Annotated in this window: 14 protein-coding genes; 10 read left to right on the top strand and 4 right to left on the bottom strand. The window is 74.8% G+C overall.

Annotated elements, in window-relative coordinates; translation table 11 throughout:
* The first annotated feature begins 7 nt into the window (after positions 1 to 7).
* From ADK41_RS17495 to ADK41_RS17450, 10 genes are all read left to right on the top strand, one after another.
* Positions 8 to 274 (top strand): monovalent cation/H+ antiporter complex subunit F, encoded by a 267-nt coding sequence (locus ADK41_RS17495; RefSeq protein ID WP_030830154.1) that lies wholly within the window; start codon positions 8 to 10, stop codon positions 272 to 274.
* Complete coding sequence (gene mnhG, locus ADK41_RS17490) at positions 271 to 663, top strand: monovalent cation/H(+) antiporter subunit G (protein ID WP_030830157.1); 393 nt, start codon at positions 271 to 273, stop codon at positions 661 to 663. The genes ADK41_RS17495 and mnhG overlap by 4 nt, the downstream gene beginning before the upstream one ends.
* A gap of 157 nt (positions 664 to 820) precedes the next feature.
* The gene (locus ADK41_RS17485; protein ID WP_051843268.1) at positions 821 to 3,379 is read left to right on the top strand and encodes a molybdopterin-dependent oxidoreductase; all 2,559 of its coding nucleotides are present in this window, start codon (positions 821 to 823) and stop codon (positions 3,377 to 3,379) included.
* A 5-nt stretch (positions 3,380 to 3,384) separates the two neighbouring features.
* Positions 3,385 to 3,852 carry a hypothetical protein gene (locus ADK41_RS17480; protein WP_030830163.1) on the top strand — a complete coding sequence of 156 codons (468 nt, stop codon included), beginning with the start codon at positions 3,385 to 3,387 and terminating at the stop codon, positions 3,850 to 3,852.
* Positions 3,849 to 4,391: an HPP family protein gene (locus ADK41_RS17475; protein ID WP_030830166.1), complete on the top strand. Its 543-nt coding sequence runs from the start codon at positions 3,849 to 3,851 to the stop codon at positions 4,389 to 4,391. Before ADK41_RS17480 ends, ADK41_RS17475 begins: the two co-directional genes overlap by 4 nt.
* 213 nt (positions 4,392 to 4,604) lie before the next feature.
* Entirely contained in the window at positions 4,605 to 5,288 is a 684-nt protein-coding gene (locus ADK41_RS17470) for a hypothetical protein (RefSeq protein WP_234318893.1), read from the top strand.
* 284 nt (positions 5,289 to 5,572) lie between these two features.
* Positions 5,573 to 6,442, top strand: a complete 870-nt coding sequence (locus ADK41_RS17465; RefSeq protein WP_030830172.1) for a universal stress protein — start codon at positions 5,573 to 5,575, stop codon at positions 6,440 to 6,442.
* Between the two features lie 780 nt (positions 6,443 to 7,222).
* Positions 7,223 to 8,107: an SGNH/GDSL hydrolase family protein gene (locus ADK41_RS17460; protein WP_199822398.1), complete on the top strand. Its 885-nt coding sequence runs from the start codon at positions 7,223 to 7,225 to the stop codon at positions 8,105 to 8,107.
* A gap of 141 nt (positions 8,108 to 8,248) precedes the next feature.
* The gene (locus ADK41_RS17455; RefSeq protein ID WP_030830179.1) at positions 8,249 to 8,698 is read left to right on the top strand and encodes a pyridoxamine 5'-phosphate oxidase family protein; all 450 of its coding nucleotides are present in this window, start codon (positions 8,249 to 8,251) and stop codon (positions 8,696 to 8,698) included.
* Positions 8,699 to 8,925: 227 nt separating this feature from the next.
* Positions 8,926 to 9,576, top strand: a complete 651-nt coding sequence (locus ADK41_RS17450) for a response regulator transcription factor (protein ID WP_053670270.1) — start codon at positions 8,926 to 8,928, stop codon at positions 9,574 to 9,576.
* 298 nt (positions 9,577 to 9,874) lie between these two features.
* Here the strand turns inward: ADK41_RS17450 and ADK41_RS17445 are convergent, their stop codons facing one another.
* From ADK41_RS17445 to ADK41_RS17430, 4 genes are all read right to left on the bottom strand, one after another.
* Positions 9,875 to 10,711: a pyridoxamine 5'-phosphate oxidase family protein gene (locus tag ADK41_RS17445; protein WP_030830185.1), complete on the bottom strand. Its 837-nt coding sequence runs from the start codon at positions 10,709 to 10,711 to the stop codon at positions 9,875 to 9,877.
* An 80-nt stretch (positions 10,712 to 10,791) separates the two neighbouring features.
* The gene (locus ADK41_RS17440; RefSeq protein ID WP_030830187.1) at positions 10,792 to 11,469 is read right to left on the bottom strand and encodes a CBS domain-containing protein; all 678 of its coding nucleotides are present in this window, start codon (positions 11,467 to 11,469) and stop codon (positions 10,792 to 10,794) included.
* A gap of 5 nt (positions 11,470 to 11,474) precedes the next feature.
* Positions 11,475 to 11,930: a Crp/Fnr family transcriptional regulator gene (locus ADK41_RS17435; RefSeq protein ID WP_030830190.1), complete on the bottom strand. Its 456-nt coding sequence runs from the start codon at positions 11,928 to 11,930 to the stop codon at positions 11,475 to 11,477.
* A gap of 149 nt (positions 11,931 to 12,079) precedes the next feature.
* Positions 12,080 to 12,352: a twin-arginine translocase TatA/TatE family subunit gene (locus ADK41_RS17430; RefSeq protein ID WP_030830193.1), complete on the bottom strand. Its 273-nt coding sequence runs from the start codon at positions 12,350 to 12,352 to the stop codon at positions 12,080 to 12,082.
* Between the last annotated feature and the right edge of the window lie 256 nt (positions 12,353 to 12,608).

Raw genomic sequence — 12,608 nt, 5'->3', positions numbered from 1 at the left:
GGCGACCATGACCCTCCTGTACGGCATCACACTGACCGTGATCGCGGTGTCCGGCATCGTCACACTGCTGCGCCTGGTACGCGGTCCGCTCGCCCTCGACCGGATCATGGCGCTCGACGTCCTCGTGACCATGACCATCGCCGCGACCGCCGTGGGCTCCGCGGCGCGCGACGACACCACCGCGATCCCCGTGCTCGTCGTTCTCGCCCTGCTGGCCTTCATCGGATCGGTGACGGCCGCCCACCTGATCGAGAAGCGGGAGGGCATGCGATGAGCGTCCTGCTGGACACGGTCACCGCCGTCCTGTTCCCGGCGGGCGCGGCCTTCTGCTTCCTCGGCGCCCTGGGGCTGGTCCGTTTCCCGGACACCATGAGCCGTCTCCACGCGGCCGCCAAGGCACAGACCCTGGGGCTGGTCCTCGTGCTCGTCGGAGCGTCCGCGCAGATGCCCGGCCGCCATGCCCCGGCGCTGCTGCTCGTCGCCCTGTTCCAGCTGTTCACCGCCCCGATCACCAGCCAGATCATCGCCCGCACCGCCTACCGCACCCACGGCCTCGACCGGAACCTGCTGCTCGGCGACGCGCTCGCGGACCGTCTCGCACGCGACGGCACGCCACTCGGCGGACCCGGCCGTGCCCGGCCGGACGAGGACGCGGAACGGTGATCCGGGGCGGTGCGCCGCATCACGCGGCCCCCAAGCCCGCGCTCGCCGGCCGCCTTCCGCCCGGAAGAGGCGGCTTCCCGCATCTCCTGGTAGCGGTTGCCGGCGGGCGGGTACACGTCTGCCGTCCGTGGACGCACCCGACCGGAAGAGGCAGCCCGTGAGTGACCGGATCGCAGATGTCTGGGGCGCGCGCACCCCGCACGCGCGGGACACGCCCTGGCCCGTGCGCGTCGACACCCGTCTGGACGCGTCCCTGGCCGAGGAGGACGTGGACCGGTGGGTGCAGTCGGCGTGCGTGCTGTGCAGCAACGGGTGCGGCTGCGACATCGCGGTGAAGGACGGCCGCATGGTGGGGATCCGGGGCCGTGCGACCGACACGGTCAACCACGGCCGGCTGGGGCCCAAGGGGCTGTACGGCTCGTGGCAGTGGAGCCGTACCGACCGGCTCACCCGCCCGCTGGTCCGCGACGGGAGCGGGGAACTGGTCGAGAGCGACTGGGATACCGCGATGGGCCGCATCGTCGAGCGCTCCCGGCGCCTGCTGGCGACCGACGCCGGGGCGCTCAGCCACGCCTTCTACACCTCCGGCCAGTTGTTCCTCGAGGAGTACTACACCCTGGGGGTGATCGGGAAGGCGGGGCTGGGCACGCCGCACATGGACGGCAACACCCGCCTGTGCACGGCGACCGCGGCGGCCGCGCTGAAGGAGAGCTTCGGCTCGGACGGACAGCCGGGCAGCTACAGCGACATCGAGGCCGCCGACGCCGTGTTCCTGTTCGGGCACAACATGGCCGAAACGCAGACCGTGCTGTGGATGCGCGTCCTCGACCGGATCCACGGACCGAATCCGCCGCGGATCGTCGCCGTCGACCCCCGCACCACCAAGGTCGCCGAGGCGGCGCGGGCCACCGGCGGGGTGCACCTGGCGCCGCTGCCGGGCACCAATCAGGCGCTGATGAACGCGCTGATCCGTGAAGTCGTCCACAACGGCCGGCTGGACGAGGAGTACATCGCGGCGCACACGCTCGGCTTCGACGAGCTGAAGGCCACCGTCGAGCCCTGCACCCCCGAGTACGCGGCCGGCATCTGCCGGGTCCCGGCCGACGACATCCGCCGCGCGGCGGAGATCTTCGGCACCTCCGAGCGGGTGCTGTCCACCGTGCTGCAGGGCTTCTACCAGTCCCACCAGGCCACCGCCGCCTCGTGCGCGGTGAACAACCTGCACCTGCTGCGCGGGATGCTGGGCCGCCCCGGCTGCGGCGTCTTGCAGATGAACGGCCAGCCCACCGCCCAGAACACCCGGGAATGCGGAGCCGACGGGGACCTGCCGGGCTTCCGCAACTGGGACAACCCCGACCACGTCCGGCAGTTGGCGGACCTGTGGAACGTGGATCCCATGACCATTCCGCACTGGTCGCCGCCGACGCACGCCCTGCAGATCTGGCGCTACTGCGAACAGGGGTCGGTCGGCCTGTTGTGGATCTCCGGCACCAACCCCGCCGTCTCCCTGCCCGAACTGCCGCGCATCCGGAAGATCCTCCAGCGGGACTCCCTCTTCACCGTCGTGCAGGACGGCTTCCTCACCGAGACCGCCCGCTACGCCGACGTCGTCCTGCCGGCCGCGCTGTGGGGGGAGAAGCAGGGCACGTTCACCAACGTCAACCGCACCGTGCACCTGTCGGACAAGGCGATCGAGCCGCCCGGCGAGGCCCGCAGCGACCTGGACATCTGGCTGGACTACGCCCGGCGCATGGACTTCCGCGACAAGGACGGGGCCCCGCTGATCAAGTGGTCCGACCCGCAGGGGGCGTTCGAGGCGTGGAAGGAGTGCACCCGCGGCCGCCTCGTGGACTACACCGGTCTGACGTACGGCAAACTGCGCGGCGGCAGCGGCATCCCCTGGCCCGTGAACGAGGAGGCCCCCGAAGGCACCGACCGCCTGTACGCCGACGCCGACTTCCCCACCCGTCCGGACGACTGCGAGACCTACGGCCACGACCTGCTCACCGGCGGGGTGTTCAGTGCCCGTGAGTACCGCGCCAAGAACCCCGACGGCCGCGCGTTCCTCAAGGCCGCCCCCTACGTCCCGCCGCCGGAGAGCCCGAGCGAGGAGTACCCGTTCGTCCTCACCACCGGCCGCACCGTCTACCACTTCCACACCCGCACCAAGACCGGGCGGTCCCGCCAACTACGCCGCGCCGCCCCCGACATGTGGGTGGAGCTGTCCGTCGGCGACGCGGCACGGCTCGAGGTGCGGGAGGGGGACCTGGTACGGCTCGAGTCGCCCAGGGGCGTCCTGCGGGCCCCGGCGCGCATCGGCCGCGGCCGCGACGGCGTGGTCTTCGCGCCGTTCCACTACGGCTACGGGGACCAGCCCGGCACCGACGGCGCCGCACCCGACGGCAGCCCGCGCGCGGCGAACGAACTGACGATCACCGCATGGGACCCGGTCTCCAAACAGCCGCTGTACAAGACCGGGGCCGTCAGGGTCACCAGGATCGCCGACGCCACCGGCCCGTCCCCGGCCCCCACCACCACGGCGTCCGCACCGGCCGACCCGGACGCGGTCCCGGCCACCGTCGGCGGCCCCGACGCGGACGTGCACGAGCACCTGGACGCCACCGCACCGCCGCGGCCCCCGCGGCGGCCGGAAGCCTCACCGGAGCAGCCCGGTCCCCAAGGCCCCACGGCGTCCGCCACCGGCACGGAGGACTGATCCCCATGCACCTCGCCACCTACATCGGCCTGCAGCACACCGCGTCCCGGACGCTGGCCGACTCCTTCCGCCAGGTCGCCGACGGCCACGCCGCCGAACCGGACGTGCACTCCCTCTGCCACACCCTCGCCCGGATGAGCGACGCACACGTCGACAGACTCGCGCCGCTCGCCGAGCGCTACGGCGAACAACGCGAGGACGAGCCCGAGCGGCTGCACGCCGACGGACTGTCCCGCACCCGCTCCGGCGGCGTCGGTCTCCTGCGCGACCTGCAGGACCTCTACACGCTGGCCTCCTTCACCGACATCACCTGGACCGTCCTCGGCCAGGCGGCCCAGGGAACACGCGACCGCGAACTGCTGAACGTCGTGGACACGTGCAAGACCGACACCCGGCGCCAGCTGAGGTGGCTGAACACCCGCATCAAACAAGCCGCCCCCCAGGCCCTGATCGCCTCGACGGCCGCTCCATGAGCGAGCCACCGGGAGGGCTCCTCCAGGCCGCCGAAGAGCGCATGGGACGGATCGGAGCAGGCGCCTACGCCTGCGCCCTCTGCGGGACCGTCCTGGCCCTGTGCGGGCTGGTGGGGCTGCTGGTACACCAGCCGTTCCTCTTCCCCAGCCTCGGCCCGACCGTCATGCTCTTCTTCGAATCCCCCCGCCAGCCCGCCTCCGCGCCCCGCAACAGTCTCGTCGGACACGGGGCGGCCCTGCTCGCGGGCGTCGCTTGCCTGGCCCTGTTCGGGCTCACCGACGCCCCACCCGTCATCCAGCAGGGCGTCACGGCCGCCCGCATCGGGGCCGCCGCCCTGTCCGTCGCGCTCACCGCGCTGGTGCTCAAGCTGCTCGCCGCCCCTCATCCACCGGCCGGCGCCACCACGCTCATCGTGAGTCTCGGCATTCTCACCTCGGCCACTGAACTGCTGACCATGGCCCTCGCCGTCGTCCTCGTCACGGTTCTCGGCCTCGCCCTCAACCGTCTGCTCGGAGTCCGCCAGCCGGTGTGGAGGTGAAGCCCCACCGCGGAACCGGCCGTGGTGACGGCGCCCGGGTGGTGCCGCCCGCCCGGGCGGGCCGGGGCCAAAGACCGCCGCGGCTGTCTGCCGGAACCCGGCAACGTGGGAGGCGGGCGCTCATCCGGCTGAGGGCAGTGAGGACCGTCCGGGCCCGGTGCCAGGATGCGAGGACGCCGCCGTGGACGTGGAGAGGACGAGGGGGAGCAACGTATGAGCCGACCGCGCCTTTCTCCGCCGCCACCCGAACCGCACCTGATGGCGCACGTGCGGGCCATGGTCTGGGGGCCCGCGGAGTTCGTCGGTCTTCCGCCGTGGCGGTTGGTCGGAGAGGGGCTTCTCGCGGGAATCCTCGGGGCGGCCGCCATCGTGGGATCCGCGGTCGCCGGTGTCTGGTACGGCGTGCCCGCGCTGGCCGACGGCGAGGCCGGCCTGGTCTGTGCCGCCGCGCTCTGCTGCTATCTCGGCCTGGTGCGGGCCGGCCGTGCGCTGATCGGCCTGGTCGCCGTGCTCGGTGTGTGCCTCGCGCTCCAGGCTCCGCAGGCGGCTGTGGAAGTGGTGCCGGCGGAGCGGGGGCGAGGGGAGGCCGGGGCGGTGACGTCGGTCGGGGGCGGCCCGGCGGCCGTCTTCGGCCGTGACCGCTCCCTCTGCTCGGCGTCCGGCCGGAACGGCGTACTGCTCGAGGTCCGCATCCGGCGGGACTGCGGGCGGTCCGCTCGGCCGGGCGGCGAACCGGCCGTCGTCCACGCCCCGGAGGGACAGGTGCCGCCGCGCGGCGCGGAGACGCACACGACGGAGGGAAGGCTGCCGCGCGGTCCGGGCGGCTGGGCCGCGGCACTGGTCGCCGGCTGCGTGGTCGCGGTCGCACGCTCCTACCGCCTGAAGCACACCGCCTGAACCACACCGGCTGACGAGCAGCCGGTGGACGGGCCCGGTTCGCGCGCGCGGCGGTCGGCGCGTCCCCGCCCACGTTCCGGTCGGCCGGACGAGCCACGCCCTGCCGCACCACGCACGGCGCCCGGCGGCGGTCGTACCGCACCACCCCGGCGGCCGTCCCGTGGGCCGGCGGGGGACATGGGCCCGATGGCCCCCCCGTGTGGACCCGGTGGCCCCTGTTCCGGTCGCCGCCGTCCGCGTGACCCTGGTATCGGGGGAGAGGGCCTTTTCCGGAGGTGTACGTCATGTTCTCACCTGTCGCCGTCGGGGTCGACGGATCACCCGAGAGCCTCGCCGCCGCCGAGTGGGCGGCCCGCGAGGCCGTCCGCGGCGGACGGCCGCTACGGCTGCTGCACGTGCGGAACTGGCACCCGCGCCAGGACGGGACGGAGATCGCCCACGCGGCCGAGAGGTGCCGGGCGCGACGAGTCCTGCGGGCGGCGGAGGAACGCGTCCTGGCCGCCTGCCCCGAGGCGCGGCCGTACGACGAGCAGGTCGAGGGACCGGCGACCGCCGCCCTGGTGAAGGCGGCGGGCGACGCCGAGGCGCTGGTGCTGGGCTCGCGCGGGCTGGGCCGCGTCACCGGGCTGCTCGTGGGCTCGGTCGCGCTCGGAGTCGTGGCGCAGGCCACCCGCCCCGTCGTCCTCGTACGGGCCGGCACGGAGGGAGAGGCGTTCGGCGCCGGCCGGCGGGACGTGGTGCTCGGTGTCGACGTCACGGAGCCGTGCGACGAGGTGATCGCGTTCGCCTTCGAGGCGGCGCGCCGGCGCCGGACCCGGCTGAGGGCGCTGCACGCCTGGCGCGCGCCCGACCCGCTCACCCTGGGGCCGGGCGAGATCGGCCTGGTGGGCGATCCGCAGCGGGCCGGGGAATGGCTGAGTTTCCTCTCCGCCGTGCTCCAGGTCTGGCGCGACAAGTACCCCGACGTGGAGGTTCTCGAGACCGTGGCCGAGGGCAAGCCCGCGAGGGCCCTGGTGAAGGCGGCGTCCGGTGCGGAACTGCTGGTCGTCGGACACCGGCTCACCGACCGCCCGGGGATGCCGCGCACCGGCCCGGTCACCCACGCCGTGATCCAGTACACCGACTGCCCCGTGGCCGTCGTCCCCCACCACTGACCCACCGGAGGCGACCCTCCTGCCGAGGCCGGCCGACGCCGGCCTCGACGGCTCGCACGGGAGCCGGGAGAGGCCCGTCGGCCGCGCAGCGGCGCCGCCCGTCGCAGGGCGCGGACGGGTTTGCCGACGCCGCGGACGGGGAGTCGGCCTGCGTGCGGACGGCGGGAGCGCCGGTCACGATGTCCTGGGACGCGTGATCCGGTGTCCGCGCCCGGGGTGACCGGCCGTCGACGGGACGCCGGGACGGACCGCCGGAAGGAGACGGTCCCCTCGACGCGTCACGGCCGGGGACCTCTCCCCTCCGGCTGAGCGCCCCCGCCCGCCCCGCGGCGGTGCGGCTCTCGACGGACGCGGCCGTGACGGGGCGCCAGAGTCGTCGTCCGGTGGCGCCGCACGCGTCGCGCCACCGTTCGGGGCGGCGGCGGTCGGGCCGGTGCCACGGGCCGGTCACCGTGCCGCCGACGGTGACGGCCGCTCACACGGCCGGCGCGTCCCGGGCCCCGGCACGGCGGCGCGCCGCCGGGGCCCGTTCCTCCGCCGGAGCCGGAGCCCCGTGCGTGGACGTCCGCCGGAGCGCACCGGAGTTCACCTCCTCGTCCTCGCACGATGAGGAGTGACCACCGCACCGGACCGTGCCGGGGCCCGTCGACGGGCCCCGCGCCGCACGCCGTCATCCAGCGGGAGCAGCCGGCCGCGGCCCGCCGTGCGGAGGCATGCCCGTTCGGGCATGCTCATCGCCAGGCGGACCCGTACATCCCGACCCGCCGGACGGAGGCGTCCTTGAAGACGACCCTGCGCATGGCCCTGGCCGCCGCGCTGGCCACCGGCGTCCTGTCGGCCGCGCCACCGGTCACGGCCGTGTCGACCACGGCCGAACCACCGCGGTACGTCGCGCTCGGCGACTCCTACGCGGCCGCCCCACTGGTGCCGCCGACCGATCCGGCCGACCCGATGTGCCTGCGCTCCCTGTCCGGCTACCCGCGCGTCGCGGCCGAGGAGCTCGGCGCGCGACTCACCGACGTCACCTGCTCCGCCGCCACCGCCGACCACCTGAGCACGCCCCAGCACCCGGGCACCGCACCCCAGTACGACGCGCTGACGCCCGCCACCGACATCGTCAGCGTCACCATCGGCGGCAACGACACCGACGTCTTCGCCGAAGCGCTGGGCTGCGTCAACGTCCTGCCCGAGCCCTACGGCACCAGCTGCGCGCAGGAGAACACCGCGGACGGCACCGACGAGGTCAGGGCCCGCATCGACGCCTGGGCGCCGGTCTTCGGCACCGTGCTGGACGAGATCGCCCGGCGCGCGCCGAACGCCAGGGTCTTCGTCGTCGGTTACGGCAACTACCTCCGTCCCGGCGGCTGCCATCCCGCCCAGCCCTTCTGGAAGCAGGACGCCACCTACCTCCAGGGCGTGGTCGACCACCTCAGCGACGCACTGAGGCGCACGGCCGAGGAACACGGCGCCACCTTCGTCGACACCTACACCCCGGGGATCGGACACGACATCTGCGCCGCCCCCGCCGACCGCTACATCGAGGGCCTGCCCCCCACCCGTCCGGCCGCGCCCCTGCATCCCAACGCCTCGGGGGCCCGGGCGATCGGAGCGGTCCTCGCCGCGGCCGTCCGCGGGGCGGACACCGCGCTCCCGAAGGCCTCGTGACTCCCGCGGCGTGAAGCGGGCGCGGCGGTGTCCGGGCCGTTCGCCGGGAGGAACGGGACCGTCGGCCCTCACCTTCCGGTCGTGCCCGGCCCAAGGTGGAAGGGAGCAGGACCACTGCACCAGGCGAAGGAGGGGCCGGCGATGTACCCCGACGACGGTTTCCGTGAACTCGGACGGCAGGAGTGCCTGCGGCTGATGGCCGGGGTGCCCGTCGGCCGCATCGTCTTCACCCGCCGGGCCCTGCCCGCCGTGCTGCCGGTCAACTTCCGCCTGGACGCCGACGGAGCGGTCCTGCTGCGTACCGCCGCCGGTTCGGAACTGGTCCGCGCGGTCGACGGCGCGGTGGTCGCCTTCGAGGCCGACGACGTCGACGCCGCCCGGCACTCCGGCTGGAGCGTCGTCGTGACGGGCCCGGCCGCGGTCGTGACCGACCCCGCCGAACACCGCCGTCTGGCCCGCACCGGACCGGTCTCCTGGGCGCCCTCGGCGCGGGAGGTCTTCGTCCGCGTCGAGGCCGAGCTGGTCACCGGGCGCGAGCTCGTCGGCGGACGCTCCCTGTACGGGGCGAGCCTGGCGGTCGCGGACGGATGACGGCCGCCGCCGGAGCGTGGGACGGCCGGCCCGTCGTCCGGGAGGGCGGGTTCCGTCCCCGCACCGGACCGGCTCCCGCGCCCGTGCCGACCGCCCCGCCGCCGGCCCCGGCCGGGGCGCTGGGGCCGATCGGCCCTGGCCTCCCGTCCCCGGATCGCGCACGATGTGAGGGCCGGGGGATCCCGGACGGCGTGGACGATCACAGAGCGCGGAACGAGGAGCGATCGATGACGGACGGCGAGCAGCCGGGACCCGGCGGCCCGATCCGGGTCTTCCTGCTGGACGACCACGAGGTGGTCCGGCGAGGGGTGCACGACCTGCTGAACGACGAACCGGACATCACCGTGGTCGGCGAGGCCGCCACCGCGGAGCAGGCCCTGGTCCGCGTCCCCGCCCTGCGCCCCCGGGTCGCGGTCCTGGACGTACGGCTGCCGGACGGGGACGGGGTGAGCGTGTGCCGCGAGCTGCGCTCGGCCATGCCCGACCTGGCCTGTCTGATGCTGACCTCGTTCGACGACGAGGAGGCCCTGCTCGACTCGATCATGGCCGGTGCCTCCGGGTACGTGCTGAAGCAGATCCGCGGCTCCGACCTGGTGTCCGCCGTGCGCACGGTGGCCCGCGGCCAGTCGCTGCTCGACCCGAGCGCCACCGCCCGGCTGATGGCCCGGCTGCGCGGCGGACCGCGGAAGGAGGAGGAGCGGCCGGACGCGCTGCCCGGGCTGACCGACCGGGAGCGCGAGATCCTGGTGTACCTGGCCGAGAAGACGGTCAAGAACCACATCTCCCGGCTGCTGGCCAAGCTCGGCGTGGAGCGCCGCGTCCAGGCCGCCGTCATCGCCACCCAGGTCCAGGACCGGCTGCGGCAGGAGGGCCGCTGACGGCACGCGGCGAGCCGCGTCGGCCGTACGCCGCGGCCCATCGCCCGGCCGCCGCCGGTCCCCGCACTCGCGTCCGGTGACCGTCCCGGCCTCGACGCGCGCGAACACCGTCCCCCGCAGCGGCGTCCACGAGGCCGGACCGCTCACCACGGCGGTCCGCCCGGTGACGCTCACGCCCCGGCCGGAGCGGGTCTCCGAGGGAAGCCCGTCCGCCGCGAAGGCGACCACGGTGCCGTCGACGGCGCGTACGAGGTCCGGGGCCGGGAGGCGGCCAGGAGCACGGAGGCGTCCGGGTCCGTCAGCGACCGGCGGGCGTGATGCGCCGTCCCGTGAGCCGGGCGGGCCGGATCGACACCCACAGCTCCCGCTCGCCCCCGGCCCACGGCAGGGTGTGGGCGCCCTCGGCCAGCCGTCGTGCCTCGTCGGGCGCCGTGACCTCCCGCGCGGGGCCGACGGCCAGCACGCTCCAGCCCCGGCTCATGGCCTCGTCCAGGTGGTCGACCTCGAAGGCGACCTCCGACCCCACGGCCGCCGCGGGCGCCGAGCCGGGGGCGGTCCGGAACACGATCGCGTCGTCGACGACCTCGTAGTTCACCGGGACCACCGCGGGCCCCTCGGGCGTCGTCACCGCGACGCGCCCCACACCGTGCGTGGAGAGCAGGGCGCGGCACTCCTGCGGTGCGAGGTCGTGGAGCTCCGGGTGCAGCAGCGCCGCGCCGCGGCCGGGCGGCAGATCGGCTCCACCGCCGCGCAGCGCCCGGACACTGGTGTCCAGCGCCCCGGCCAGCCGGACGAGGGTCGCCTGACTCGGATCGCCCGGGTGCTCCTCGAGGTAGGCCAGGTAGTCCGGCGACATCCGGGCGCGGCGGGCCGTCTCCTCCCGGCTCAGACCTCGCCGTTCGCGTTCGGCGGCCACCCGCCGGCCGATGTCGCCGGGGTCGGGCCCGTGCCCGGGGGGCCTGACACGGGCGTCGGGGCCGGGGAACACCAGCGACACCTCGTGCGTGTCCGACCAGCGCACGTCGTACGGGGGTGTGCCGTCCTCGTGGTGCAGTCCGACGATCTCGCCGTCGCGCCGGGCGGAGCCGGTCGCCGGACTCCCGATGACGAGGTGGTCGCCGAGGTGAGCTCGCATGATCGCCGCTCCTTCCGCACGGTCCGATGAGTGCAAGGTTCCCCGTACGAGGGGAACGGCACCCGGACGGGCCCCGTCCTTCAGCCGGCGGCCCCGTCGCGCCGCGGTTCGGACGTGCCGTCCGTGAGACGGAACTCGACGTCGACCACTCCCTCGACGGCGCGCACCGCGCGGGCGGCGACCGGTACCAGGGAGGTGTCCCGGACGCGGCCGGCGAGGGTGACGACCCCGTCGGCCACCTCCACCCCCACCGGCCCGGGCGGGGCCGGGAAGAGGCGGGCGACGATCTCCCGGCGGACCTCCTCGGCGATCTCCTCGTCCGTCCGCAGGAAGACCTTCAGCAGGTCGACCCGGCTGACGACGCCCTGGAGCAGGCCCTCGTCGTCGACGACGGGCAGTCGCTTCAGCTTGAGCTGCGCCATCACACGGGCCGCCTGAGCGACGGTCGCGTCGGCGTGCACGGTGACGGCGGGGGCGCTCATCAGCTCCCCGGCGGTCAGCGCGCCCGCCCTGGCCAGGTCGGAGAGCCGGCGCAGCCGGGTGAACCGGTCGGGGTCGCTGTCGCGGAACTCCTCCTTGGGCAGCAGATCGGCCTCGGAGACGAGGCCGACCACCCGCCCCTCGCCCTCCAGCACGGGCAGCGCGCTGACCTTCCGCTCCTCGATGAGCCGGACGACGTCCTTGAACGGGGTGTCGCGGCCGACGGCCACGACGGCGCGCGTCATGACGTCGCTCACGGGGTACGGGCCGCCGTTCACGGTCGTCACCTGCTTCCGCTGCCGTAGGGGGCGTACAGGTCGAGCAGCCGGACCCGGGTGACGTGCAGCCGCTGGGCGACCACCCGGCCGACCCACACGGCGATCACGCGGCCGAACTCCGGGTCCTCGTCGCACAGGGCCCGCACGGCCTCCGCGTCGAACTCCCAGGCCCGCACCGGGCTCGTGGTCTCGGCGCCCAGGTGCCACATGCGCGGCGGGTAGTGCCAGGACCAGCCGATCAGCTCGCCGTGGCCCAGTGACTCGATCACGGCCGCGCGGTGACCGGGGACCTGCAGGTCGAGGGCGACGGTTCCGGTCCGGACGATCCAGAACCGGTCGGCGCGCCGTCCCTCCTCGAACAGGCGCACCCCGGCCGCGAAGGAGACCTCGCGGGCGTGCCGCATCAGTACGTCGCGGTACGCGGCCGGGAGACCCGCGGTCAGAGTGGTGGTGGATGTCATCGCCCCGTCTCCTCTCGTGCCGGCCGCCGCAGCCGAGCGGCGGCTTCGGTGCCCCCGGGATCAGCGTGTGCCCGGCCGGAGGGAGACGCCACGGGCCGCCCGGCCCCGACCGAGGGACCTTCGGCCCCATCGGTGAGCGGGGTCCCCCGTCAGCGGGCCGGCCGGCCTTCGGGCGGCGTGTCGCCCGTGTGTCCGGTCGGCCCGGATCCGGTGGTGGGCGGCCGCACCGCCTCCCCCGGGATGATCCGGGGGGCCGCGGGCCCCTGGGGCGCCTCGTCCTCCCGCTCCTTCATCGCGCGGGCCTCGGCCTTGAGGATGCGGGCCGACTTGCCCGCGGAGCGGGCGAGGTCCGGGAGCCTCTTGGCGGCGAGGACGGCTATGACGACGATGAGGATGACGGCCAGCTCGCTCAGTCCGAACATGGGTGCAATGCTCCTTCTCCGAGGCACGGGCGGCCCAGACGGAATCTACATCACTGTAGAGATGGGTGGGGTGACGTGCGAGGGTCGAGGGCGTCCACACGATGTCTGCCCGGCGACGGCGGTGCCGTTCGACGAGGTGGCCGGCAAGGCGGCGATCCCCGCCCTGTGCGCGGTGCTGGTGGTGTGCGGCCGGTCACTGTGGCGGCACGGCCGGGTGCGTCGTGGCGCCCACCGGGCGCTGGCCGGACTGCGGGAG

The sequence above is a fragment of the Streptomyces caelestis genome, from assembly GCF_001279005.1.
Classification (GTDB): domain Bacteria; phylum Actinomycetota; class Actinomycetes; order Streptomycetales; family Streptomycetaceae; genus Streptomyces; species Streptomyces heliomycini.
Note: the sequence above shows the minus strand (reverse complement) of the source record. Positions and strands in the feature narration are given on the sequence as shown.